21 protein-coding genes are annotated in these 24,351 nt (G+C 71.8%); 8 read left to right on the forward strand and 13 right to left on the reverse strand.

Annotation, left to right across the window (positions count from 1 at the left end):
* Window positions 1-8 precede the first annotated feature (8 nt).
* Entirely contained in the window at window positions 9-509 is a 501-nt protein-coding gene (locus tag ABD999_RS43970) for a hypothetical protein (RefSeq protein WP_425571061.1), read from the forward strand.
* Between the two features lie 562 nt (window positions 510-1,071).
* Here ABD999_RS43970 and ABD999_RS23425 read toward each other — a convergent pair.
* A complete protein-coding gene (locus ABD999_RS23425; protein ID WP_148036027.1) occupies window positions 1,072-1,281 on the reverse strand; it encodes a hypothetical protein in 210 nt (69 codons plus the stop codon).
* A gap of 96 nt (window positions 1,282-1,377) precedes the next feature.
* Between ABD999_RS23425 and ABD999_RS23430 the strand changes: the two genes are divergently transcribed.
* On the forward strand, window positions 1,378-2,322 hold the full coding sequence (locus tag ABD999_RS23430; RefSeq protein ID WP_271277296.1) for a serine hydrolase domain-containing protein: 945 nt from the start codon (window positions 1,378-1,380) through the stop codon (window positions 2,320-2,322).
* On the opposite strand, the gene ABD999_RS23435 is transcribed toward ABD999_RS23430, so the two are convergent.
* Window positions 2,312-3,181 carry a LysR family transcriptional regulator gene (locus tag ABD999_RS23435; protein WP_148036029.1) on the reverse strand — a complete coding sequence of 290 codons (870 nt, stop codon included), beginning with the start codon at window positions 3,179-3,181 and terminating at the stop codon, window positions 2,312-2,314. The genes ABD999_RS23430 and ABD999_RS23435 overlap by 11 nt on opposite strands.
* A 71-nt stretch (window positions 3,182-3,252) precedes the next feature.
* Between ABD999_RS23435 and dapA the strand changes: the two genes are divergently transcribed.
* On the forward strand, window positions 3,253-4,131 hold the full coding sequence (gene dapA, locus ABD999_RS23440) for a 4-hydroxy-tetrahydrodipicolinate synthase (RefSeq protein WP_271277295.1): 879 nt from the start codon (window positions 3,253-3,255) through the stop codon (window positions 4,129-4,131).
* On the opposite strand, the gene ABD999_RS23445 is transcribed toward dapA, so the two are convergent.
* Complete coding sequence (locus ABD999_RS23445; RefSeq protein ID WP_271277294.1) at window positions 4,093-5,238, reverse strand: FAD-dependent monooxygenase; 1,146 nt, start codon at window positions 5,236-5,238, stop codon at window positions 4,093-4,095. The genes dapA and ABD999_RS23445 overlap by 39 nt on opposite strands.
* A gap of 84 nt (window positions 5,239-5,322) precedes the next feature.
* On the opposite strand from ABD999_RS23445, the gene ABD999_RS23450 reads away from it, so the two are divergent.
* Window positions 5,323-5,769 (forward strand): MarR family winged helix-turn-helix transcriptional regulator, encoded by a 447-nt coding sequence (locus ABD999_RS23450; RefSeq protein WP_271277293.1) that lies wholly within the window; start codon window positions 5,323-5,325, stop codon window positions 5,767-5,769.
* 4 nt (window positions 5,770-5,773) lie between these two features.
* Here ABD999_RS23450 and ABD999_RS23455 read toward each other — a convergent pair whose 3' ends face one another.
* Genes ABD999_RS23455 through ABD999_RS23465 form a run of 3 tightly spaced genes read right to left on the reverse strand, consistent with a single transcriptional unit; the run spans window position 5,774 to window position 13,213 of the window.
* Complete coding sequence (locus ABD999_RS23455; protein ID WP_271277292.1) at window positions 5,774-10,573, reverse strand: DNA repair ATPase; 4,800 nt, start codon at window positions 10,571-10,573, stop codon at window positions 5,774-5,776.
* Window positions 10,574-10,576: 3 nt separating this feature from the next.
* A complete protein-coding gene (locus ABD999_RS23460; RefSeq protein WP_219549896.1) occupies window positions 10,577-12,673 on the reverse strand; it encodes a flotillin family protein in 2,097 nt (698 codons plus the stop codon).
* Window positions 12,674-13,213: a hypothetical protein gene (locus ABD999_RS23465; protein ID WP_271277291.1), complete on the reverse strand. Its 540-nt coding sequence runs from the start codon at window positions 13,211-13,213 to the stop codon at window positions 12,674-12,676.
* Window positions 13,214-13,390: 177 nt separating this feature from the next.
* Here ABD999_RS23465 and ABD999_RS23470 point away from each other — a divergent pair, with 177 nt between their 5' ends.
* On the forward strand, window positions 13,391-14,302 hold the full coding sequence (locus tag ABD999_RS23470) for an NADP-dependent oxidoreductase (protein ID WP_271277313.1): 912 nt from the start codon (window positions 13,391-13,393) through the stop codon (window positions 14,300-14,302).
* Here the strand turns inward: ABD999_RS23470 and ABD999_RS23475 are convergent.
* Window positions 14,299-14,820, reverse strand: a complete 522-nt coding sequence (locus ABD999_RS23475; RefSeq protein WP_271277290.1) for a CGNR zinc finger domain-containing protein — start codon at window positions 14,818-14,820, stop codon at window positions 14,299-14,301. The two genes, ABD999_RS23470 and ABD999_RS23475, sit on opposite strands and share 4 nt — an antisense overlap.
* A 93-nt stretch (window positions 14,821-14,913) precedes the next feature.
* Between ABD999_RS23475 and ABD999_RS23480 the strand changes: the two genes are divergently transcribed.
* Complete coding sequence (locus ABD999_RS23480) at window positions 14,914-15,771, forward strand: alpha/beta fold hydrolase (RefSeq protein WP_271277289.1); 858 nt, start codon at window positions 14,914-14,916, stop codon at window positions 15,769-15,771.
* A 16-nt stretch (window positions 15,772-15,787) separates the two neighbouring features.
* On the opposite strand, the gene ABD999_RS23485 is transcribed toward ABD999_RS23480, so the two are convergent.
* From ABD999_RS23485 to ABD999_RS23495, 3 genes are all read right to left on the reverse strand, one after another.
* On the reverse strand, window positions 15,788-16,702 hold the full coding sequence (locus ABD999_RS23485; protein WP_271277288.1) for an aminoglycoside phosphotransferase family protein: 915 nt from the start codon (window positions 16,700-16,702) through the stop codon (window positions 15,788-15,790).
* Between the two features lie 66 nt (window positions 16,703-16,768).
* Window positions 16,769-17,647 carry a 1,4-dihydroxy-2-naphthoyl-CoA synthase gene (locus ABD999_RS23490; RefSeq protein WP_148036038.1) on the reverse strand — a complete coding sequence of 293 codons (879 nt, stop codon included), beginning with the start codon at window positions 17,645-17,647 and terminating at the stop codon, window positions 16,769-16,771.
* Between the two features lie 42 nt (window positions 17,648-17,689).
* Window positions 17,690-18,022, reverse strand: coding sequence for an ArsR/SmtB family transcription factor (locus ABD999_RS23495; protein WP_148036039.1), 333 nt, complete (start codon window positions 18,020-18,022; stop codon window positions 17,690-17,692).
* 89 nt (window positions 18,023-18,111) lie between these two features.
* On the opposite strand from ABD999_RS23495, the gene ABD999_RS43975 reads away from it, so the two are divergent.
* Complete coding sequence (locus tag ABD999_RS43975) at window positions 18,112-18,282, forward strand: DUF3073 domain-containing protein (RefSeq protein WP_148036040.1); 171 nt, start codon at window positions 18,112-18,114, stop codon at window positions 18,280-18,282.
* Here ABD999_RS43975 and ABD999_RS23505 read toward each other — a convergent pair.
* Window positions 18,245-19,528 (reverse strand): cytochrome P450, encoded by a 1,284-nt coding sequence (locus ABD999_RS23505; protein WP_219549912.1) that lies wholly within the window; start codon window positions 19,526-19,528, stop codon window positions 18,245-18,247. The genes ABD999_RS43975 and ABD999_RS23505 overlap by 38 nt on opposite strands.
* Before the next feature lie 62 nt (window positions 19,529-19,590).
* Between ABD999_RS23505 and ABD999_RS23510 the strand changes: the two genes are divergently transcribed.
* Window positions 19,591-20,175 (forward strand): TetR/AcrR family transcriptional regulator, encoded by a 585-nt coding sequence (locus tag ABD999_RS23510; protein WP_271277287.1) that lies wholly within the window; start codon window positions 19,591-19,593, stop codon window positions 20,173-20,175.
* Window positions 20,176-20,265: 90 nt separating this feature from the next.
* On the opposite strand, the gene ABD999_RS23515 is transcribed toward ABD999_RS23510, so the two are convergent.
* Together ABD999_RS23515 and ABD999_RS23520 are read right to left on the reverse strand one after the other, a co-directional pair.
* On the reverse strand, window positions 20,266-21,174 hold the full coding sequence (locus ABD999_RS23515) for an alpha/beta fold hydrolase (RefSeq protein WP_271277286.1): 909 nt from the start codon (window positions 21,172-21,174) through the stop codon (window positions 20,266-20,268).
* 54 nt (window positions 21,175-21,228) lie between these two features.
* On the reverse strand, window positions 21,229-24,309 hold the full coding sequence (locus ABD999_RS23520; protein ID WP_271277285.1) for a helix-turn-helix transcriptional regulator: 3,081 nt from the start codon (window positions 24,307-24,309) through the stop codon (window positions 21,229-21,231).
* Window positions 24,310-24,351 lie beyond the last annotated feature (42 nt).

Here is a 24,351-nt window from a genome sequence, read left to right on the forward strand (position 1 = left end):
TCTACGCGATGGCCGCGGTCGTCATCGACTCCGTCGACCAAGACGACATCCGTGTCGCACTTGAATCGCTCCGGGTCGGCAAGAGCCCTCGCCTGCATTGGCGTGACGAGCCCGTCAAGCGGCAGTTCGCCATAGCCCAGCGGCTCACAGAGATGCCCATCCACGGAATCGTCACGATCTACATCCACGATCGCGCAGTTCGCACCGAACGCGCGCGCCGCCGATGTCTCGAACGGCTTCTCGGCGAAGTCAGCCTGGCGGGGTGCTCCGAGGTTGTCATCGAAGCTCGTTCCGCCGAACAGGATCACCTCGATCGGGGCCTCCTGACGGGTATGCGTCGCGCGCGAACCCTTCCCCACGATTTGGTGGTCAGATGGCAGCCATCCGTCAGCGAGCCGCTTCTGTGGGCGGCAGACGCCGTAGTGGGCGCTACGACGTGGTGGCTGGACGACCGAACAGGCTGCTATGAGATGCTCGCGCCGAAGACACGCCTGGTATGCGTCGGATGAAGCGGGAAACGCAAAGGCCGGACGCCCGATTCCATCGGGAGGCCCGGCCTCACTTCCGCACCCCAGGGGGTGCGGCAGCCCCCATCATGCCTTACGGAGGGTGATTGGGCAAGACGCGCGAGTCACGTGAGCCGTTCGGGGTACGCGTCCCATCCAACTGGACCATCGTGACCAACTCCGACGCGTGAGCGTTCTGCCGGAGGTCACGTGGTCGGTCTGCCGATGGGCTGGTGAGCGTTCTGCCGGTGACTGTGAAAGCGCTCTGCCGCCGTCTTCCCCGGACGACAGCGCGAGGGCTTGCCCTCGCGCGAAGAGGGCCGAAGGCCCGGGAAGCACGCCGAGCTTGCGAGGGGCGCGGAGCGCCTGGTTGGGCGAGCCCTTTGGTACGGGCGGCGTCAGGCGTTCATGTGGTTGAAGACCTCGGTGGCCGTGCAGGTCATCAGCAGTGCGTGGTCGTTCTGCCGATGTGGGCGTGGTCGTTCTGCCGGTACTCCTGTGGGCGTTCTGCCGAACAGTACGTGAGCGTTCTGCCGCACCGCGGCCCAGGGCGTGCGGGACGCCGCTAGGTGATGGTTCGGCGGAAGACGACGGTGGCTGTGAAACGGTCGTGGTGGTCCGGGTCCGGTTGGACCTTGGCGCTGACGACGTGGACCTCCGCGTCGCTGCCGAAGAACCGTTCCGCCAGGGGATAGGCGGCCGCTTCGATGGCCGCCGGGGTCCGTTCGCTGACCGTCACCGAAAGTTCGAAGGGAAAGGGGTCTGTCTTGTGCATGTCACCTGCCCTGGGTGCTGGCGCCCGCGCGCGTTCTCCAGCTACCCACGCGATCGAGCCTGACACGGTGTCAGGAATTAGACCAGGATGGAGGCCATGACGGGCATGGTGGATCGGCTGGACGCCGTACTGAACGCCGGTGAGGCGCCCGGGCTGCACGGGATCGTGGTGGTCCAGCGCGGCGAGCGGGTGCTGGAGCGGTACGGCGCGGGGCAGGACTTCCGTTTGGGCGACCCGCTGGGGCATGTCACGTTCGACGCCGGCACGCCGCACGACGTGCGGTCCATCACCAAGAGCGTGGTGGCGCTGCTGTACGGGATCGCGCTGGAGAGCGGCCTGGTGCCGGATCCGGGCGAGCGGCTCCTCGACCAGTTCCCCGCGCATCGGGACCTGGCGGACGCGGCTCTCACCGTCGAGCACGCGCTCACCATGACCCTCGGCCTCGAATGGGACGAGAGCGTGCCGTACACGAGCGCCGCGAACAGCGAGATCGCGATGGAGGAGGCCCCCGACCGCTACCGCTACGTCCTGGAGCGCCCGATCGTCGAGGAGCCGGGCACGCGGTGGTCCTACTGCGGCGGGGCGACGGCGCTGCTGGGCGGGATCATCGCCCGGGGCGCGGGCAGGCCGCTGGACGAGTACGCGAGGCAGGTGTTGTTCGAGCCGCTGGGCATCGGCGCGTTCGAGTGGACGAAGGGGGCGGACGGGGTGCCGCTGGCGGCGGCGGGGCTGCGCCTGACGCCCCGTGACCTGGCGGCGATCGGCGTGATGGTGCTGCGCGGGGGCGACGGTGTGGTGCCGGAGAGCTGGCTCCGGGAGGCGCTCCGGCCGCGGGTGCCGATCGACGGGGACCGCCACTACGGCTATCACTGGTACGTGGAGACGGGCGCGACGCCGGCCGTGAGCGCCTCAGGAAACGGGGGCCAGCGGCTGCTCGTGATCCCGTCGCGGGACCTGGTGGTGGCGGTCACGGCCGGCGACTACGACGTCTTCGACCGGCCCGGCACCGCGGCCGTGCTGGACGCCGTGCTCAGAGACTGAGGCCGGCGAGGGCCTCGTGGAAGGCGGCGATGGCCGCCTGGATCGCCGGATGCTCTCCGTACCCCCGCCTGAAGGCCGCGAGCGTGCGGCGGTGCAGGGGGAGCGGGGTGAGCCGCACCCCGGACGGCGGGGAGAGGGCCGCGAGGCGGGGCACCAGCGCCACGCCCTGCCCGGCCGCCGCGAACGACAGCACGGTGTCGAAGTCGTCGATGTGGTGGCGCACGTCCGGCTCGAACCCGGCCGCCTGGCAGGCCCTGATCGTCATCGTGTGGCACAGGGTGCCGGGCGTGCCGGCGATCCACGGGTCGCCGGCGGCCGCGGCGATGGCGGGCCGGTCGGTGAGGTACATGGGCTCGGCGAAGAGCGGCTCGGTCTCCAGGGCGTCGTCGGTGACCGGCGGCACGAAGTCGTACTCGTGCACGAGCGCGACGTCGAGCTCCCCGGCGCGCAGGGCGGCGGAGACGTCGGCGGGGTCGATCTCGGAGATCATCGGCACCAGCCCTGGGTGGGCGGCGGCGAGCGTGGCGAGCGCGGGCGGCAGCAGGACGCGGGCCGCGGTGGGGAAGGCGCCGACGCGCAGCGGGCCGGACGGTCCGCCCCGGACGGCGGCCAGGGCGGCGGAGGCGCGTTCGAGCTGTTCGAGCACGGCCTGGGCGTGCTCGACGAGCAGGCGGCCCGCCGGGGTGAGCGTCACGGTGCGGCCGGTGCGTTGGAGCAGCGGCACGCCCGCCTCCCGCTCCAGCGCGCTGAGTTGCTGGGAGACCGCCGACGGGGTGAACGCGGCGGCCTCGGCGACGGCCGCGATGGTGCCGCGCCGGGACAGTTCGCGCAGGAGGTGGAGCTTGCGAGGGTCCAGCATCAGCTCATCTTACGATGCAGCTTAGAAAACGTCGCTGGACCTTACGTGTCCTTCCGGGCCAGGCTGGAGATATGTTCACAGGCATCCATGTACCGCTGATCACTCCGTACGGACCGGACGGCGAGGTGGCGTTCGACGCGCTCGGCAAGCTGGCCGACCACGTGCTCGGCCAGGGCGCCTCGGGGCTGGTCGCGCTGGGCACGACGGGAGAGGTCGCGGCCCTGACGCCGGACGAGCGGAGCCGGGTGATCGAGACCTGCGCGGCCGCCTGCCGGGAGCGCGGCGTGCCGCTGACCGTCGGGGTCGCCGGCAACGACACCCGCTCGGTCGGACAGGCGCTGAAGGAGCTGCCCGGCGGGGTGGACGCGGCGCTCGTCACCGTGCCGTACTTCCTGCGGCCGTCGGAGCGCGGGGTGATCGCGCACTTCGAGGCGCTGGCCGAGGAGACGCCGGTGCCGCTGGTCATCTACCACATCCCCTACCGGACCGGGCAGGCCGTAAGCGCGGCGACCCTGCGGCGGCTCGGCGCCCATCCGCGCGTGGCCGCCGTCAAGTACGCGGCGGGGGGCGTCGACCAGGACGCGGTGGACCTGCTCGGGGACCTGCCGGACGGGTTCGACGTGCTGGGCGGGGACGACGCGTTCATCTCGCCGCTGCTCGCCCTCGGCGCGTCCGGCGGCATCATGGCCTCCGCGCACCTGGCCACGGACGCGTTCGCGGAGCTGGTCACGGCCTGGCGCGCGGGCGACGTGACCAGGGCCAGGACGCTGGGGCACCGGCTGGCCCGGCTGTCGGCCGCGCTGTTCGCCGAGCCGAACCCGACGGTGATCAAGGGCGTGCTGCACGCCCGCGGTCTCATCCCCACCCCCGACGTGCGGCTGCCGCTGCTTCCCGCGAGCGCGGAGTCGGTGTCACAGGCTGACCTGGTGACGGTACATCCAGGCGAGTGACTCCTGGTTCGCCTGACGCCTCAGGATGATCGGCAGCAGCGCGTCCCTGAAGATGCGGCCGACCGGCCCGGCGGCCTTGCTGCTGCTGATCCTCCTGGCGTAGGCGACCACCCGCTCGGCCCGCTCGCGCCGCTCGCTCTCGTACCGGCCGAACGCCTCCCGGTGGCCGGCGGCGTCGCGCAGGCAGCGGGCGAGCACCACGGCGTCCTCGACGGCCTGCGACGCGCCCTGCCCCGAACTGGGCGAGGTGGCGTGCGCGGCGTCGCCGGTGAGCACCACCCTGCCGCGGTGCCACACGGGCACCGGCGGCAGGTCGTGGATGGGGAGCACCTGGCCCAGGTCGGCGCGCCGGACCAGACCGGCGGCGATGCCGGCGTCGTCCGCGAACGCCTCCTCCAGCACCGCCCGCCAGTCCGCGGGCTCGTCGCCGAGGGCGCGAGGCAGGTTCGCGAACCACCACGTCTCGCCGTCGCCGGTCACCGTGTAGCCGAAGAACGCGCGCCTGCCGAACATCATGTGGTAGACGCCGGGTTCGCCGGTGATGTTCGGGTCCTTGATGATGCCGCCGCAGTTGTACAGGCCGGTGTAGCGCGGTTCGGGCGCCTCGGGGTCGAGCAGCCGCCGGGTGCGCGAGTGCACGCCGTCGGCCGCGATCAGCAGGTCGCCGGTCGCGCTCGTGCCGTCCTCGTACCGGGCCACCACCTGGGAGCCGGTGTCGTCGAAGGAGACCATGCGCTTGCCGTAGGCGATCGGGACGCCCCGTGCGGCGGCGGCGTCCCGCAGGATCCGGTACAGGTCCGAGCGCAGGATCGTGTGGCTCACCGTGCCGTCGTCCAGCGCCATCCCGTTGGGCACCCGGCCCAGGCGCTTGCCCGTGCCGCTCCACATGACCATGTCGGGGGTGGGGATGCCGGCGCGCGCCACCTCGTGGTGCAGCCTGAGCACGCGCAGCGCGGCCATCCCGTTGGAGGCGACGTTGAGGAACGCGCCCACGCCCTCGGCCCCGGCGTCGTACGCCTCGTGGATCTCGGCGTCGATGCCCACTTCGCGCAGCGCCATGGCGATGGCGGGGCCGCCGATCCCGCACCCTGTGATGAGAGCCTTCATCGTGATAACCTTTCGTTCGTCCGAACGAAATATATGCCGAGGCGAGGTCGTATGGCCAGAGATGTTTCGGATCGCCGAAAGAAATTGCTCGACGCCCTGACCACGGCCGGGCGGGAGAACAGCAACGCCGCCGTCATGTACCACACGGCCATGGGCGAGCGGCTGGGCCTCGGCATGAGCGAAGAGAAGACCATCGACCTGCTGCAACGCCTCGGTCCGCTGACGGCGGGGGAGATCTGCCGGCACACCGGCCTGGCCCCCGCCACCGTCAGCAACCTGATCGACCGGCTGGAGGCCAAAGGGCTGGCGCGGCGGGCCCGCCACCCCAAGGACCGGCGCCGCGTCATCGTGGAGGTCGACTGGGAGCGGCTGGCCGGTTTCGACGAGCTGTTCGTGCCGCTGGTGACCGGCCTGGCCGGCCTGTACGAGCGCTACACCGACGAGCAGCTGGAGCTCATCCTCGACTTCCTCGGCCGGGCCACGGCGATCCAGCGCGACGCCACCGCCGCCCTGACCCGGCAGGAAACCTGACCCGTCAGCGGTTCCTGATCGCCGAGCCCACGTCACGGACCTGGTCCGCCAGCAGGCCCAGCGCGCCGACCGCCCGGCCCATCGGGTCGTCGGCGTCGCCGCCCAGCGCCTTGTCCCGCAGGTAGGCGGCCTTGATCTCGGCCCAGCGGGCCGCCTGCTCCGGGCTGAGGCGGCCGCGCAGCTCCGCCAGCTTGAGCAGGTTCGCCTCCGCGTCCGCGGTGAGCGTCTGCGCCTCGCCGAGGTAGTGGTCGTCGACGAGCGCCTCCAGCTCGTCGTCGTTCATCGCCGGGACGATCCGCTCGGCCAGCTTGTTCATGTTCCGGTACGAGCCCTGCAGCCGGTACGGCGGCTCGGTGCGCGAGGAGTCGGCCTGGGCGGCGGAGGCGATGTAGGCCCGGTTGTTGGCCAGCACCACCTCCTGCACCCGCACCAGCTTGCGCAGCACGCTGAGCAGCTGGTCCAGCTCGGGCTTGGTGTACGGGTGCTTCAGCTGGTCGGGCCGTACCGAGGCGTCGCCCCTGGCCAGTCGCACCAGCAGCTCCACGTCCGACCGGTCGCGGGCCGACAGCGGCGCGAGCACCGGGTTGGACGTGAGCGCGTTGTCGACGTAGCTGAGCGCGAACAGGTCGTCCCGGCCCGACAGCACGTCGCCCAGGTTCCACACGTCGGCCCGGTTGGCGAGCATGTCCGGGATCCGGAAACGCTGCCCCGACTCGGTGTACGGGTTGCCGGCCATGCACACGGCGAACCGCTTGCCGCGCAGGTCGTAGGTGCGGGTGCGGCCGTTCCAGACGCCCTCGATGCGCCGCTGCGCGTCACAGAGCGAGATGAACTTCTGCAGCAGCTCGGGCGAGGTGTGCTGGATGTCGTCCAGGTACAGCAGCGTGTTGTTGCCCGCCTCCAGCGCGAACGAGATCTTCTCCACCTCCTGCCTGGCGGTCGCGTTGGGCGCCTCGGCCGGGTCCAGCGAGGTCACGTCGTGCCCCAGCGCGGGCCCGTTCACCTTGACGAACAGCAGCCCGAGCCGGCTGGCCACGTACTCCATCAGCGTCGTCTTGCCGTAGCCGGGCGGCGAGATGAGCAGCAGCAGGCCCATCTGGTCGGTGCGCTTGCCCTCGCCCGTCGAGCCGAGCTGCTTGGCCAGGTTGTCGCCGATCAGCGGCAGGTACACCTCGTCGAGCAGCCGGTTGCGCACGAACGCGCTCATCACCTTGGGCTTGTACTCCTCCAGCCGCAGCCGCTCCCGCTCGGCGGCGACCAGCTCGGTGCGCCGCTTCTGGTACGCGCGAAAGCCCGGCACCCGCTCGGCCGCGAACCGCCGGGTCCTGGCCAGCAGCTCGTCCAGCCGGATCTCCAGCTTCCTGCCGGCGATCCGCGGGTGCGAGCCGAGCAGGTTCTCCACGGTGGCGGTGACGGTGGCGCCGGAGTCGTGCCTGGGCAGGTCGCACAGCTGCACGGCGACGGCTTCGGCCAGCTCGGGCCCCTGCGCGTAAGCGCCGAGCCAGGCACGGGCGAGCTGCACCTGCTCCGGCAGGGCGACGGCCTTGAGGTCGGACTCGAACTCGCGTGTCCTGACCGGCCCGAGCGTGTGGTGGAACCCCTCCAGCAGGTCGCGGGCCGTCTTGCCGGTGACGAACCCGGCGGGCTTGCCGGCCAGCTCCTCCACCAGATACTCACCGGCGAGCGCGGCGTCGGTGTCGGGCAGGCCGGCCGTCGCCAGGAAGGCGGCGATCAGCGCGCCCAGCTCGGCGGAGAGCGTGGCGAGCGCGGGCCCGGGGCCGAACACCTCGCGGGCCCGCACCAGCGACACGGCCCTGGTGGCCAATGTTTTACGTGAAACCTCGTCCACGCCGTGCGCCCAGAAGAGCTGGGCCGCGGCCCGCGCCTCGGGCGGGTAGCGCAGCAGGCCCGCGCCGTCGCGCAGCCGGATCAGCGCGCCGAGGATCGCGGCGGCGTCGTGGTCGTGCACGCCCCGCTCGTAGCCCTCGTCGTAGCGGGCCGCGGCGGCCTCCCGGACCAGGCGGTCCAGGTCGTCGCCCGGCGTGACCCGGTCGAGCAGCGAGGCCGCCAGGTACTCGGCCCGGTAGACCTCGGGCGTCTCCGACACCAGCAGCTGCTCCCAGAAGGGCCGGGTGTCGGCGAACGAGGCCGGCGCCGGCGACCGGAAGTCGGTGCCGGTGATGGCCAGCTGCATCTCCTGGTCGTGAGGCACCAGCGTGAGGTCGATGGGCTGGGTGTTCACCGCGAACCGGTGACGGCCCAGCCTGATCGTCTCGCCGCCGTCCGCGAACAGGTCGAGCCGGTCGCGCAGCGCCCGCCCGGCCTCCTGCTGCGCCGCCTTGACCCGCCCGTCCAGCTCCTCGGCCCGTACGGAGTCGCCGAGCTCGCGCAGCTCGGCCGCCACCGAGCGGAGCTTGGTCACCATCTGGTCGGTGGCGAAGTACGTGTTGATCTCGTCGGGCGAGCCGAGCGTGGCGATCCTGCGGGTGACGCTGGCCAGGATGCGGTCGGCGGAGGCGAACAGCCGGTCCGCGCGCCGGGCGAGGGCGTCGAGCTGGGCCTGCTTGCACGACGAGAACGCCTCGTACACGTCGTCGCGCTTGCCGCCGAGCTGTTCGGCGAAGTCGTCGATCTCGCCGAAGCGCGACTCCAGGTTCTCGATCTGCAGCATGAGCCGGCCGAGCTGCTCGTCGCACCTGTCGGGGGTGTCGGCCATCGCCAGCGCACCGGTGATGGCCTGGCCGAGCAGCGCGAACTCGGCGGCGAACGCGGCCCTGCCCTCACTGCTCAGCAGCTCGCGGCGGCGGCCGTCGAGCACCGCCCGCGCCCGGTTGACCCCGCCGAGCACCTCGGCGATGCGGCCCAGGATGGCGGTGCGCACGGTGGCGTCGGCGATGTCGAGGGAGCCGACCACCTCGGTCACCACTTCCAGGCCCTCGGACTGCTCGGCGAGCCGTCCGGCGACGGGCTCGGCCTCGGCGGCGGTCGCGATCGCCGCCGCGTCGGCGGCCAGCGCCTCGACGGCCGCGTGGTAGCCGGTGAACGCGTCCTCCCCTTCCAGGAAGGCCACGGCCCGCCTGCCCGCCTCGTCCAGCTCGCCGGCCAGGGTCGCGGCCAGCTCGTCCAGCCGGCCGGTGTCGATGTAGCGCACCTCGCGGAGCGTCACCAGGTGGCCCTGGGCCCGGCGGAGCGTGGCCAGCAGGCTCACCCACCCGTCGGCGGTGCCGGGCGCGTCCGCCCCGGCCCGCCTGACCAGCTGGGTGACCTCCTCGTCGGCCTCGGCGAGCGTGGCGGCGGCCTGGGCGGTGAGCTGCTCGACGTGCTCGTACTCGTCGAGCACCTGCTCGGCGGTGGCGCGCACGTCGGCGAGCGGCTCGCTCAGGCCGTGCTCGGCCAGCCAGTGGTAGCTGTCGAAGGAGCGCGTGCAGGCGGCGATCAGCGCCTCGAACGTGGCGGCCGACGGCGCCATCTCCTCCACCATGCGGGTGACCGACAGGCAGTCGGAGATGCCCCGGACCAGCTCGGCGTTGCCGATCCGCTCCAGCGGGCCGGTGCCGGCGGGCTGCGCGGCCGCGAAGGTGTCGGAGACGTACGGCGTCTGCCACACCTGCATCGGGTGCACCCGCGTCGGCTCCTCGGAAGTGGCGCGGAAGACCACCATCGTGCCGTCGTCGAACAGCGAGTACCCGTGGCAGACGATGGGGTTGGCCACCTCCTTCCTGATCACGTTGTACGGCAGCAGCAGCGAGCGGCCGTCGTCCCTGGCGTGGAAGACGTAGAGCGCGTCCTCGCCGTTGGGCGCGCGCACGACCCGCTCGAACTCCAGGTCCGCCACGTCGGTGTCGAACGTCTTGCTGGCGCCGGTGGTCAGGTAGTAGCCGCCGGGGAAGATCAGGCCCTGGTCCTCGGGCAGCCGCTGGCAGGCCTGGCCGATGCCGTCGAGCCTGGTCACGGCCTTGGTGCGGGTGTTGAAGACCAGGTGCCGCCAGGCGTCCTCCTTGTACGGCCTGATCCGCATGAGGATGAGCGGGCCGACGCGGGCGTGCTCGACGTCGGCGTCCGCCAGGCTCTGCAGCGGTTCGGCGACCGGCTCGGCGTAGATGCCCTCGCCGGTCTCCGTGTTGTTCTCGATCTTGATGGTGAGGTCGCCGCCGAGCGTCTCGACGAACACCTCGCCCTGGATGTCGATGTGCGGGTGCCGGCCGAGCACGTGGTCGTCGCGGGTGGCCGGGGTCCACTCGAAGTCGTGGGACGGGGGGAAGACGTGGTCGCGCTCCCCCCTGTTGTCCAGATATTTCGTGACTCCGGTGGGGCTGACTGCCCAGCGCAGCACCCGGATGTCGGCCGGCCCTGTCCTGAACACCGCCAGCAGCTTGCCCTCGACCCGCCGGAGCTGCTTCAGCCGGGTCTCCTTGTAGTAGCGGTAGAGCTCGGCGAAGTCCTTCTTGAACGCCGGGTCGTCCAGCGCCTCCAGCTTGCCCTGCTCGAACCGGAACCCGTCGCCCTCCCGGGCGAAGCGGTGCACCGCGAACACGTCCGACACCGACGTCTCCGGCTTGAGCCCGATGAAGACGTTGTAGCCGAACAACATCACCTCACCCAGGGACACGATGTCCCTGGGGACGCAGTTGTTCTCGGTGCGGATCCGCTCGGTGCCCAGCAGCCGCAGCTCCGCCCCGCCGAACACCTCCAGCCGCGCCGCGTTGACCGCCTCGGCGGCCGCGGCCAGCGCCCTGGCCTGGGCGCCGAGCCGGTTCCGCAGCACCTCGTAGGTGCCCGCCTCCAGGTCGACCTGCTCCGTCACGCGTCAGACCTTCGCCGCTGCCAGCGCGGCCACCGGCTGGTCGGCCACGCCCAGCCGCCGGGCCGTGTCCAGCAGCTCGCCGAGCGGCCCCGACTCCGGCCCGCCCTGCTGGATGAGCCGCAGGAGCAGCGCAGAGACGGTCAGGTTCTTCAGGTCCTCGGTGCTCACCCCGCCGACGACGCCCCTGAGGTCCTCGATCAGGCTGGCGCTCCCGTTCAGGTACGGAGCCGCGAGCGAACCCGCCACCTCGGAGTGCTCCATGAAGCCGTCGACCGTCTTGGCGGCGGTGATCGAACCCACCACCTTGTCGAAGAACATCGTCTCGCCGCCGACGATGTCGATGTTGGCCTTGGCCAGGCCCGCGGCCAGCACGCTCGCCTGCGACTCGGCCACCTGGCGGGTGACGTCGATCTGCTTGAGCCGCACTTCCGTGTCGGCCTCCAGGCGCAGGCGGTACTCCTCGTGCGCCCGGCTGGCCTCGTCCAGCGCGGCCATCGCGGCGGCCTTCTCGGTGAGGCCCTCCGCCTCGGCCTTGAGCTTCTCGCCCACGGCCGCGGCGTTGGCCAGCGCCATCGCCTGCTCGCCCGCAGCCTGCGCCTTGAGCCGCTCGCCCTCGACCAGCGCCATCGCCCTGGCGCCCTCGGCCTCGGCCTGCAGCCGCTCGTTCAGCACCAGCGCCTCGGCCCTGCCGACCTTCTCGATCGCCTCGGCGTCGCGCTCCTTGACCTGGACCTCGGCCAGGCCGGACGCGGCCGCCTCGGCCTGCAGACCCTCGGCGAGCCGCATCTTGGCCCGGGCGTCCAGCTCGGCCGCCTGCTGCCTGGCCTCGGCCAGCACCAGCTCCTCGCGGGCCCTGAACTTCGACGCGGCCTCGGCGGCCTCGGCCGCCTTGATGTCCTTGACCAGGTTCTCCTGCGCCTCGGCCTCGGCGGCGATGATGACGGACTGGCGGGTCCGCTCGGCCTCCTCGACCACGCGCAGCCGCTTGATCGACTCCTCCTGCTCGGCCACCGTCTTGTCGACGGCGATGCGCTCGCGGATGACCTCGGCGATCGACCGCTTCTCGGTCTCGACCTCCTTGTCCTTCGCGATGCGCGACAGCTCGGTCTCCCGCTCGCGGGCGATGACCTCCAGCAGGCGGTCCTTCTCGATGCGCTCGGACTCGATGGCGATCACGCGCTCGCGGTTCTTCTCCGCGACGGCCACCTCGCGGTTGCGGTTCTCCTGCTGCACGCCGAGCTGCTCGTCGGTCTTGATAGCGGCGCTCTGGGCGCGCAGCCGCTCCTCCGCCTGCACCCGGTAGGTCTCCGCCTCCTCGCGGGCCTTCATCGTCTCGATCTCGCGCTTCTGCTTGATCTCGGCGTCGGCCTGGCGGCGCTCCAGTTCGAGGATGGCCTCGCGGGCCTCCACGTTCTGGCGGGTGATCTCCTTCTCCTCGGTGCGCTGGAACTCGTTGGTGCGCACGTGCTCGATCGCCGTCAGCTCGGTGATCTTGCGGATGCCCTGCGCGTCGAGGATGTTGCTCTTGTCGAGCTGGTGCAGCGCGGTCTGCTCCAGGTAGTCGATGGCCGCGTCCTCAAGGCTGTAACCGTTGAGGTCGGTGCCGATGAGCCGGACGATCTCGTCACGGAACTCGTCGCGCTTGGTGTAGAGGTCCACGAAGTCCAGGTGCTTGCCGGCGGTCTTGAGCGCCTCGGAGAACTTCGCGTTGAACAGCTCCTGCAGCGTCTTCTCGTCGCTGGCCCGCTCGGTGCCGATGGCCTGGGCGACCTTGATGACGTCCTCGGCGGTCTTGTTCACCCGTACGAAGAATGTGATCTTGATGTCGGCCCGGATGTTGTCGCGGCAGATCAGCCCTTCGCGGCCGGTGCGTTCGATCTCGATGGTCTTCACCGAGATGTCCATCGTCTCCGCCCGGTGCACGACAGGGAGCACCACCGCGCCGGTGAAGGTCACGTCGACTTTGTTGACCTTCGAGATGATCAGCGCCTTGCCCTGCTCGACCTTGCGGAAAAGGCGGCTGATGAGAATCAGCAGGCCGATGAGGATCACAAGGACGACGGCGATGAACACGCCGACGCCGGTGGAGATCACATCCATTCACTGCTCACTTTCGTAAGGCATGACCCAGAAGAACTCGCCGTCTGCGTCGTACTCGAAGATCAGGGCTGTCTGGCCGCGGGTGAGCCGGTCCTGGCCGGTCGTCCTGACCTGGACGACGGCGGAGGACCCGTCCGCGGCGGTGACCTCGGCCTGGCCGAAGTCGGGGGTCGCCCGCCCGGTGCGGATCACGCACCGCTGGCCGACGAAATCCCCACGTGAGGGCTGTGGTCCGTCCGGCACCAGCCTCCGCAGGGGGGCGATCAGCACGCGGGTGGCGAGCCAGGCTCCGCCGAGGGCGAGCACCGGCACGGCCCACAGCAGCGGGCCCGCGGCGAACTGGCTGCCGATCAGCGTGAGCAGCCACGCCAGGGCGACGAGCAGGGAGATCGTGATGCCGGCCGGCACCCCGCCGAACCCGAGCCAGGGGGCGTCGCCCTCAAGGTCGGAAATCCCGGTGATCACGACGATCCAGTACCCGACGACCACGATCAGAAGGAAGCTGAAAACGGCCGTCGGGAAGCTCAGCGCAACCCGCAAGAAGTCAGTCAATACCCGATGCCCCGTCCCCCGGTGCTCGTCATGTCGGACTATATACAGATAAAGAACGAGTAAAGCGAAAAGTTCCCGAATGGTTAGGCATATGTTGCGCGCGGTTAGCCCGCTTGACCTCAACCTCGGTTGAGGAAGCAGGCTGGCCGCATGAACGACGAGATCATGCGGGCCGCGGCCTTCGCCGAGTTCGGCGGCCCCGAGGTGCTGCGGGTGATGGAGCTGCCGGCTCCGCAGGCCGGCCCCGGCCAGGTGCGCGTACGGGTGAGGACCGCCGGGGTGCAGCCGTTCGACGCGGCCGTCCGGGCCGGCTGGACCCCGCCGGGGGTGACGGGCGGGCTGCCGCGGATCCCGGGCAACGAGTTCGCCGGCGTGGTGGACCAGGTGGGGGAGGGGGTGACCGGGGTGACGGCGGGCGCCGAGGTGCTGGGGTTCTCGCTGCTGCGCTGCTACGCCGAGTACGTGGTGGTCGACGCGGGCGACGTGACCCCCAAGCCGGCCTCGATGCCGTGGGAGGTGGCCGGCTCGCTGACCGCCGGAGCGCAGACGGCCGAGCTGGCCCTCGACGGGCTCGCCGTGACCGAGGGCGACACGCTGCTCGTGCACGCCGCCGCGGGCGCGGTCGGCACGGTGGCCGTCCAGGTCGCCGGGATGCGCGGCGCCACCGTGATCGGCACCGCCCGCGAGGAGAACCACGCCTACCTGCGCGACCTCGGCGCCATCCCGGTCGCCTACGGCGCGGGCCTGGCCGACCGGGTGCGCGCCCTCGCCCCCGGCGGGGTGGACGCCGCGCTCGACGGCGCGGGCGGCGACGCGCTGGAGGTGTCGCTGGAGCTGGTCAAGGACCGCGACCGCATCCTCACGCTGGTCGAGCACGACAAGGCCGCCGAGCTGGGCATCAAGGTCACCCGGGGCACGCGCAGCGCCGAGCGCCTGGCCCGCTACGCCGCCTTGTACGCCGAGGGCCGGCTCAAGTTCCCGGTACGCAGGACGTACCCGCTGGAGCGTGCGGCGGACGCGCACCGCGAGATCGAGACCCGCCACGGCGCCGGCAAGATCGTCATCACGGTCTCCTAGGAACGGACGCGCTGCCGCTGGTTGAACCGGCCCACCTTGGCCCGGTTGCCGCACACGTCCATCGAGCACCAGCGGCGGCCGCCGTTCTTGCTCACGTCGTAGAACCAGAGCACGCAGCGCGGGTTGGCGCACTTGCGCACCCGCTCCGGGCGCTCGCCGAGCACCCGGGCCAGGTCGGCGGCCGCCACCCAGGCCGCGTGCCAGGCCGGATCGTCCAGGACGACGACCTCGTACGGCTCGGCGCCGCTCAGCTGGGGGCGGCGGGCGCCGTGGGCCAGCACCGCGTTGAGCGGGGCCGCCTCGCCCCGCTCAAGCAGCGCGCGCATCGCGTCGCGGGCCTGGACCAGCGGGTCGCGGGCGCGCTCCGGGTCGTCGCCGCCTGGCAGATCGTGATCCGCCAGCCAGGCCCGCACGCCGTCGAGATCGTCGAACTGGTCGACCAGTGTGGCGTTGTCGATCCACACGGTGTCGACCAGGTCCAGCCCCACGGGTTCGGTCCTGAGCGGACGCAGTCTCACAGTGATTAACCCCTGAAGTCAGTTTGACCGGTTGCAGATCATCATGCTACCACTTAACCATCGAAAAGACTTTCAACGGTTAAGAGGTTCGCCGTGACCATCCGCTACCGCACCGTCCGGATCGACGGGCTCGACGTCTTCTACCGGGAGGCGGGCGACCCGTCCGCGCCCACGCTCGTCCTGCTGCACGGGTTCCCGACCTCGTCCATCGCCTACCAGGAGCTGATGGGCGAGCTGCGGGACGAGTTCCACCTGATCGCGCCCGACTACCCCGGCTTCGGGCACAGCTCGGCGCCCGCCGCCGGAGAGTTCGGCTACACCTTCGACCGCTTCGCCGACGTGGTGGACCGGCTGCTGGACACGCTCGGCGTGCGGCGTTACGCGCTCTACGTGCACGACTACGGCGCACCCGTCGGCTTCCGGCTCGCCGTCCGGCATCCCGAGCGGATCACCGGCATCGTCACCCAGAACGGCAACGCGTACGAGGAAGGGCTGACCCCGTTCTGGGACCCGTTCAAGAAGGCCTGGGCAGACCCGCAGGCCGGCACGGCGGCGCTGCGGGCGTACTTCACCTGGGAGGCAACCCAGTGGCAGTACACGCACGGCGTGCCGGACACCACGCTGGTCAACCCGGACAAGGCGCTGTTCGACCAGGCGCTGCTGGACCGGCCGGGCAGCGCCGACATCCAGCTCGCGCTCTTCCTCGACTACGGGGGCAACGTCGCCCTCTACCCGCAGTGGCAGGAGTATCTGCGCACGCACCGCCCGCCCGTGCTGGCCGTGTGGGGCCGCAACGACGAGATCTTCGGCCCGGACGGCGCGCGCACCTTCGCCGGGGACGTGCCGGACGCGCGCATCCACCTGCTGGACGCCGGCCACTTCCCCCTGGAGACCAGGCTCGCCCAGATCGCGGCCCTCACCCGCGACTTCCTGCGCGGCCTCTCGGACTGACCCCCGGCCGCCGGGCCTACTGGCGGTGAACCATCGCCTCGGCGATGGCCAGCTGGACATCGTCGAGGCGGTCCTCGCCGTCCTCGACGCTCCACAGCGAGTTCTGCAGCACCCGTCCCAGCGTCCAGCCGGCCGCCCGCGCGGGGTCCAGCCCCAGCGCCTCCACCAGCAGGTCGAAGCGCCGCAGCACGCTCCCGCGCACGTCACCGGAGGCCACCACCTCACCCCACCGGTTGTCCAGCGCGGGCAGCAGGTCGAACCCGGGGTCGCCGGCCAGCGGCTTCGGGTCGATCGCCAGCCACGGCTCCCGCTCGGCGGCCAGCACGTTGTCGTAGTGCAGATCCCAGTGGAGCAGCCGGTCGCCGGGCTCGGGGACGAGATCGGCGACCGCCGCGGCGCACCGGCGCAGCCAGGCCCGGTCCTCCTCCCGGGGCAGCTTCGCCAGTGCCGCGGGCACGTCCTCCACCATCTGCCCGGCGATGTCGCCGAGCCGCCGCAGCCCTTCGGGAGCGGGCCGCGCCACCAGCCGGGCCAGCAGCTCGGCGAGGATCTCCATCGCCTTCATGTCGTCCGGCACCGCCGACAGCGACCGGCTCTCGTCCAGCCGCTCCAGCAGCATCGTCCCGGTCGCCGGGTCGTGCTCCAGCAGCAGCACCGACCCGTCGCCGGCCCAGGCGCGCAGCCCCACGGGCTCGGTCGCGTTCTCGTCGGTGACGGGCTGCAGCTTCAGCGCGGCGGGCGTGCCGTCGGCCCGCACCACGGGCAGCACCAGGGAGACCACGCCGTGCATGGACGCGCCGTCGAGGCGCAGCCCCCACTCCTCCAGATAACGCTTGGCCAGCGCGGGCAGCCCGGCCGACCAGGCCCGTCCCGCCTCGCCCTCCCACTTGACATGCGACTCGGTCAACGCCGGCGGCACCACGATCTCCATGCCACCAGTCTGGCCGCCCGGGCAACCGGTTTTCGGGAGGTCAGGGCCTCGCGCGGGGAGCGGGCGTCAGTAGTGATAGGGGTACGGCGACCAGTCGGGTTCGCGCTTCTCCAGGAACGAGTCGCGCCCTTCGGCGGCCTCGTCGGTCATGTAGGCCAGCCTGGTCGCCTCACCGGCGAACACCTGCTGGCCCACCAGCCCGTCGTCGATCAGGTTGAAGGAGAACTTGAGCATCCGCTGCGCCGTCGGCGACTTGGCGTTGATCTTGCGGGCCCAGTCGAGCGCCGTGGCCTCCAGCTCCTCGTGCGGCACGACCGCGTTGACCATGCCCATCCGGTGGGCGTCGGCCGCGCTGTAGGTGTCGCCGAGGAAGAAGATCTCGCGGGCGAACTTCTGGCCCACCTGGCGCGCGAGATAGGCGGAGCCGAAGCCGCCGTCGAAGCTCGCCACGTCGGCGTCGGTCTGCTTGAACCGGGCGTGCTCGGCGCTGGCGAGTGTGAGATCGGCCACCACGTGCAGGCTGTGGCCGCCGCCCGCCGCCCAGCCGGGCACCACGCAGATGACCACCTTGGGCATGAACCGGATCAGCCGCTGCACCTCGAGGATGTGCAGCCGCCCGGTCGCGGCCGAGCCGTCGGCGTACTGGTAGCCGTCCTTGCCGCGGATGCGCTGGTCGCCGCCGGAGCAGAAGGCCCAGCCGCCGTCCTTGGGCGAGGGGCCGTTGCCGGTCAGCAGCACGCACCCGACGTCGGTGGTCTGCCGGGCATGGTCGAACGCGCGATAGAGCTCGTCGACGGTCTGCGGGCGGAAGGCGTTGCGCACCTCCGGGCGGTTGAACGCGATGCGCACCGTGCCCTGGTCGACAGCCCTGTGGTAGGTGATGTCGGTGAAGTCGAACCCCTCGACTTCCTGCCACGCCTTGGGATCGAACAGCTCGGAGACCATGGGCCGAAGCCTACCGGGTGGCGGCTCCGGCCCACGGGCCGGTCAGGGGACCTCCGCCCGGAGCTCGGCGAGCAGCTGGCCCTGGTCGGCGAGCATGTCGGTCAGGATGCGGCGGGCGATCCGCAGCAGGTCGGCGAGCTCGGGTGTGGCCAGTGTGTAGACCACGGTGCTGCCTTCACGGATGGCGGTCACGATGCCCGCTCTGCGCAGGACCGCCAGCTGCTGTGAGAGGCTCGACGCCTCGATGTCGATCTGGGCCAGGAGATCCCTGACGGGAAGTGGCCCTTCCTGGAGTAGCTCCAACACTCTGATGCGAGCGGGGTGGCCGAGAGTCCGGAACAAATCCGCCTTGGCCTGGTTGACCTCCACGTGCATAGTGACAGACTAATCCAGCGCAGTTGCATAATTCTTCAAGTCGTAACGTTGTCGGATAGCATGGGCAGCGGGGACTAGGGAGTTGAGCCATGGGCCGAGGAAGAGCCAAGGCGAAGCAGACGAAGGTCGCTCGCCAGCTGAAGTACACCAGCCATCACATCGACTACGACCGCCTCCGCGAGGAGTTGGGCGCCGACGAACGACGTGACGACATGCACCCCGCTACGTCGTCCGATCAAGAGACCGGGCGCGCGCAATAACGCGGGTGAGTCGTGCGGGACTCAGGGTGACGTTGGTGAGCCGCCTGGTCTCGGGCGCCGGATCCGGCGCCGTGAGATCCAGGCGGTGCAACACCTCCCTGATGATCACCCGCATCTCCAGCAGGGCCAGCTGAGCGCCGACGCAGAAGCGCCGGCCGCCGCCGAACGGCATCCAGGCCCTGCTCTGCTGACCATCGAGGAAGCGTTCCGGCCTGAACTCCTCCGGTGACGGGAAAGCCGCCGGGTCCCGGTGCACGAGCGGGATGAACGGTCCCGCGTACGATCCGGCCGGTATTTCGTACTCACCCAGCCGGAGCGGGGCGTCGAGCAGCCGGGGAGCCTCGTAGACCGCGGGCCTGACCCGCATCACCTCCTTCACCACCGCGTCCAGGTACGGCTCGTCGTCGGGCAGCCGCTCCAGGACGTGCGGCAGCCGGAGCAGCCGCTCGAACGCCCAGGCCAGACTGGTCGCCGTGGTCTCGTGACCGGCGATCAGCAGGGTGATCAGCTCGTCGCGGATCTCCTGGTCGTCGAAGCCCGACTCCAGCAGCCTGCTCAGCACGTCCGTGCCGTCCGCCCCGGCGCTCCGCCTGCGGGCGATCTCCTCGTACAGGATCGCGTCGACGCCCGCGCGTGCCTTCAGGAAGCGCGCGTACGGCAGGAACGGCACTCCCTTGGCGCGCTCGCGCAGGCGGGCCGGGAGCATGACGACCGACGTCGCGCCGCCGAGCCGGATCAGGCGGGGGAGCAGCGCGTGCAGCCGGCCGAGGCGCTCCGCGTCGCGGATGCCGAAGACCAGCCTGATGATCACTTCCAGGGTGATCTCCTGCATGCGGTCGCGCAGCGCGATCGGCACGCCGAGCGGCCAGGTCGCGATCTTCTCCGCGGCGATGGCCGCGATCTCGTCGTGGTAGCCGGCCACCTGCCTGGCTCTTAACGGCGGGGTGAGCGCCTTCCGGTGGCGTGACCAGCCGTCGCCGTCCAGCGTCAGCACCGAGTGGGCGCCGACCATCGGCTCCAGGAAGTCGCGCCGCGCGGCGCCGGCCAGGCCGCCGCCCTGGTCGGTGCGGTAGACCTGTTCGGCCAGCTCGGCGGTGGTGACGTACACCTCGGGCGGGAAGCCGAAGTAGCGCACCGTGAAGATCGGGCCGTACTCGCGGTGCAGCCTGTCGAACGCGCCCGCGGGGTCGAGCATGATCCAGGCGGTCTGGGCGGCTGCGGGCAGTCGCGGTCCGGGTGGGAGCATCACAGGTCCTCCGATACGTACGTATGTCATAGACGTTTGTATATATCGATAGCATGGATGCCGTGTCACGGAAAGAGGTTCGCGAGCGGTTGCTCGCCGGTGCGGTGAGCTGCCTGCAGGAGAAGGGCTACGCCCGCACGACCGCGCGCGACCTGGTCGCGGCGTCGGGCACCAACCTCGCCTCCATCGGTTATCACTTCGGAGGCAAGGACGCCCTGCTCAACGAGGCCATCATCGCCTGCTTCGAGGGGTGGACCGAGCGGGTCGAGAAGGCCATCTTCAGCAGCGGCCTCGGCACGCCCCGCGAGCTGCTCGAACGCGCCATGGCCGCGCTGGTCGACGTGTTCGGCGAGATGCGGCCGACGCTGATGGGCTGCGTCGAGGGCTACCCCGCGGCGCTGCGCGAGCAGGCGCTGCGCGAGCGCCTCGCGGCCGCGTACGGCGACGCCCGCGAGGCGGGGGTCGGCATGCTGCGGCGGGCCTCCGCCGAGATGGGCGTCGAGCTGCCGGTCGCGCCCGAGGTCCTGGTCTCGGTGCTGATCGCGATCTCCGACGGGCTGATGATCCAATGGCTGCTCGACCCGGACAGCACTCCCGACTCCCGCCAGATCGTCGACGCCCTCGCCGCGATCTCCGCACTCACCTGACCCCGCCCGTCCCGCGCTTGGGGATCACCTGACTCCGCCCCCGTCCGTGCCGCCCGCGTTCGTGGAGGGTCGTCCGGGATCTTGGTGGTCTCATGCGGTGGGCTCGGCCGTGTGACGCAGGATCGCGTCCGCCACCTCGTCGCGGACCTGAGCCGGCAGCATGTGCCCCATGTCCCGCACCATGAGCAGCTCCGCGCCGGGGATGGCCGCGGCGATGAGCGCGCCGTGGCCGGGCTTGGCGGGCTCGTGCGTGCCCTCGATGACCAGCGTCGGCGCTTCGACCCGGCCGAGCACGCCCTCGGGCTCGAAGCCGGGGTTCGCGGCGGCCGCCCGCCGGTGGTTGACCACCGCCGCCAGGTCCCTGGCCCGCTCGAAGACCCGCTCGGCCAGCCGCCGCTCGGCGTCCTCGTCGAACGGCAGCGCCGTCCCGTTCAGCACCCGCGCCTCGGCGATCATCCGGTCGATCTGCTCGCCCCGGGTGGCCGGCGGCGGGCTCTGGATCGCCTCGGTGTAGAACGCCGTGAACTCCGGCGTGGGCGGCGGCAGGCTGCCCTCCGGCTGCGGCTGCCCGGTGAGCGCCCGCATGAGCACCTCACCCTCGTGCCCGCCCAGCGGCGACGAGCCGATCACGGTGAGCGTGCGTACCCGCTCCGGCCGCTCCACCGCCACCAGCTGCCCGAGCAGCCCGCCCGCCGAGTGGCCCACCAGGTGCGCGCTCTCCAGCCCGTACGCGTCGAGCACGCGCAGCACGTCGTCCTTGATGTCGAGCCAGGTGTACGGGTTCGCGTCGAAGTCGACGGTGCCCGATCTGCCGGTGTCGCGATGGTCGTAGCGGATGACCCTGCGCCCGCCGGCCACCAGCCTGCCGACGAACTCCTCCGGCCACAGCACGCCCTGCGACATCGACCCCATCACCAGGAGAACGGGCGGGTGATCAGGGTCGCCGAACTCCTCCGTCCAGAGCTCGACGCCGTCCACGTTGATCAGGTTCTCTGTCATGCCTCCAAGCTTGGCCCCGACCGGCGCCGGTGCCTTCCGTAGGACTACTGGGCACTACAGAAGGCGGGCGAGTTCAGTACGACTGGTGATGCCGAGCTTGGGATAGATCTTGTACAGGTGATACTCGACCGTGCGCGGGCTGAGGAACAACCGCGCCGCCACGTCCTTGCTCGACGCCCCCTCGGCCACCAGGCGCGCGATGCGCAGCTCCTGCGGCGTCAGGGCCGCCGCAGGGTCGGCCTCCGGCACGTCGCCCGCCGCCTCCCCGGCCGCGCGCAGCTCCCCGCTCGCGCGCCGGGCCCACGGCTCCGCGCGCAACCGGGTGAACGTCTCCAGCGCCGAACGCAGCCGCCCCCGCGCCTGCCCTGGCCGGTGCGTACGGCGCAGCCGCTCGCCGTGGAGCAGAGCTGTGCGCGCCGCCTCGAACGGCTCCCCGTGCAGCCGCGCCGCCTCCTCGAACAGCGCCGCGTCCCCGTCCACCAGCGCCCGGCAGCGCAGCAGCGACGCCCGCGACTCGGGCGTGCCGGCGTTCGCCGCCCACCGTTCCAGCCCGTCCAGGGCCTCGCGGGCCGCCTCCGGCTCACCCGCGGCCACGGCCGCCTCCACCCGGTCCGGCGCTGTCCGCCACACCACCGTCGGATGCCCCGCCGCCGCCAGGGCGGTGAACCGGGCATGCGCCGCGTCGTACCTGCCCAGCCCCAGATCGAGCATCGCCAGCGCGTACGAGGCCACGCCCGCGCGCAGCCCCACCCGGTGCGGCACCGCGATCGCCAGGGCCCGGCGCGCGTGCTCCCGGCAGGACTCCTCCTGGCCGCGCAGCGCCGCCACCACGGCCAGGTTCGCCAGATGGGCGGCCTCGCTGTTGGTGTATCCGGCCTCCCTGGCCAGCGCCAGCCCTTCCTCGGCTACGGCCTCGCTCTCGGCCAGCCTGCCCCTGAGCCGCTCGCCCGTGGACACGAACTCCAGCACCACCGGTAGCTGCCCGACCATGCCGGACACGCGCGCCACCCGGCCCGCCCGCCCGACCAGCTCGGCCGACACGTCCGCCTCGCCCAGATAGCTCGCCGCCGCCGACGCCCACAGGAACTCGGCCGCCTCCCGCAGCTCCCCGGTCCTCGCCAGCGCACCCCGCAGCAGCTCCGCCCCGCCGCCGTCGTCGAGCCGCGCCCCGATCCCGGCCACCACGTCCCGCAGGAACCCCGGCGGATGCGCCAGCGCCCTGCGCCCGATCTCCACGAGAGCCGGGATGTCGCCCACGTAGTTCGCCGCCTCGGCGGCGTCGGCCAGCATCTCCATGCTGTCGCCCCCGGCGAGGATCCGCACGGCCTCCGCGGCGTCCCCGGAGTTCAACTCGAACCGCCCCCGCAACTGCCTGATCTCCCGCCGCAACCCATCGAACCCCTTGGGACCGCTCCTCCCTCCAGCCGTCTCGTCCCGGGCGTCTGCTGGGGGACGGTTCGCTCTGTGTGGGGATGCGGCTTCCGGCTTCGGTGCCCTTTCTCCCTCGTGAGCGGGTGGTCTTTCGTCGCCGGTCTCTGGCGCGGGATGGGGCGTGGGGGGTGAGCCTTCTTTCTGGTGTGCGGGTGTTGTCTCGTGAAGGGGTCCTGTGTGGGTGAGGGCGTGGGCCTCGGCGAGGTAGGTCTGGGCCTGGCCTGGACGGCCGCCGAGCCAGGCTGCGGTGGCCGCGTCCGTGTAGCGGCGGGCGCGGGTCCAGGGGTCGGGGGTCAGCTCCGCCGCACGGCCCAGTGCCGTCGCCGCGTCGCCGTACCCGCCTCTGGCTCGGGCTCCGTCGGCCGCGGCGGCCAGCGCGGCGGCCACCGGCTCGTCCCGCCCCATGGCGGCGGCCGCCAGGTGCCAGGCCCGCCTGTCACCTTCCACCAGCTCGGCCAGCACCGCGTGCGCCCGCCGTACCTCCACCGGGCCCGCCGCCCCGTGCACCGCCGACCGCACCAGAGGATGCCGGAACCGGACCGCCGCCCCGTCCACCACCACGAGCCCTGCCTTCTCCGCCTCATAGAGCCCGGCCAGAGCAACCTCTTCGCGCAGGCTCACCGCCGCAGGCAGCTCCCGTGCGGGTGCCCGCACCGACGCTTCCGTCACACGCGCCCTCGCGGGTGCCTCCCTGGACGGACCATCCCCGTTCGGCCATGCCCGTACGTCGGTCTCCGCCACGGACGGCGTGGTCTCGTTCGGCCGCGCTCTCGCGGCGGTTTCCATCTCGGGTGGGGTGGTTGCGCGCGCCGGCGCATCTGCGGGGGTCTCCGTCTCGGTCGGTGGTTGCTCGTGCTGGGTCCGTACGGGTGAGTCCAGGAGGGACGCGGTGCGGAGGGTCAGGGTGAGGTCCGGTTCCAGGGATGCCGCGAGGAGGACGCGGCGGGCCGGGGCCGAGAGGCGGGTCACCTGGTCGCCGAAGAGTTGGGCGCCGCCCGGCAGGGGGTCGGGGAGGGGGAGGCGGCCGGCGAGCTGGTCGGGGCTCAGGGACGCCAGGGTCTCGCCGAGGACGAGAGGGTTGCCGCCGGTGAGCGACACCAGGCGGGCGCGGACCGGGGGCGCCGCCGGGGCCAGCGAGTCCACCAGCGTGGCCGCGCTCTCGTCGTCCAGCCCGCGCAGTCGCAGCTCGGGAACACCCTTGTGGACGCCGTCACCCCGGACCGCCAGCAGCATCCCGACCCGCTCGGTGCGGACACGCCGGGCCGCGAACAGCAGCGCGTCGGCCGACGCCCGGTCCAGCCACTGGAGGTCGTCCACCAGGCAGAGCACGCCGCCGTCCTCCGCCGCCTCCGCCAGCAGCGACAGGACCCCGGCCGCCACCAGGAACCGGTCCTCGGCCGGCGCCGCCAGCCCGAGCGCCCCGGCCACGGCCTGGCGCTGCGGCGCCGGGAGCGCGTCGAGCAGCCCGGTCACCGGCCGCAGCAGCTGGTGCAGCGCGGCGAACGCCAGGTCGGCCTCGGCCTCGACGCCCCACGCGCGCAGGACGGTCAGCCGCGGCCCGGCCAGGGTGGCGGCCAGATCGAGCAGGGCCGACTTGCCGATGCCGGCCTCGCCCCGCAGCAGCAGGGCCTCTCCCGCACCGGCCGGCGCCGCGTCGATCACACCCTGGATCGCGGCGATCTCGGTGGCTCGGCCGTACAGCATGAGAATGACCCTATAAGGCCCAATATGGTGATGAATGTCACG

This window comes from Nonomuraea ferruginea (genome assembly GCF_039540635.1).
Taxonomy (GTDB): Bacteria; Actinomycetota; Actinomycetes; order Streptosporangiales; family Streptosporangiaceae; genus Nonomuraea; species Nonomuraea ferruginea.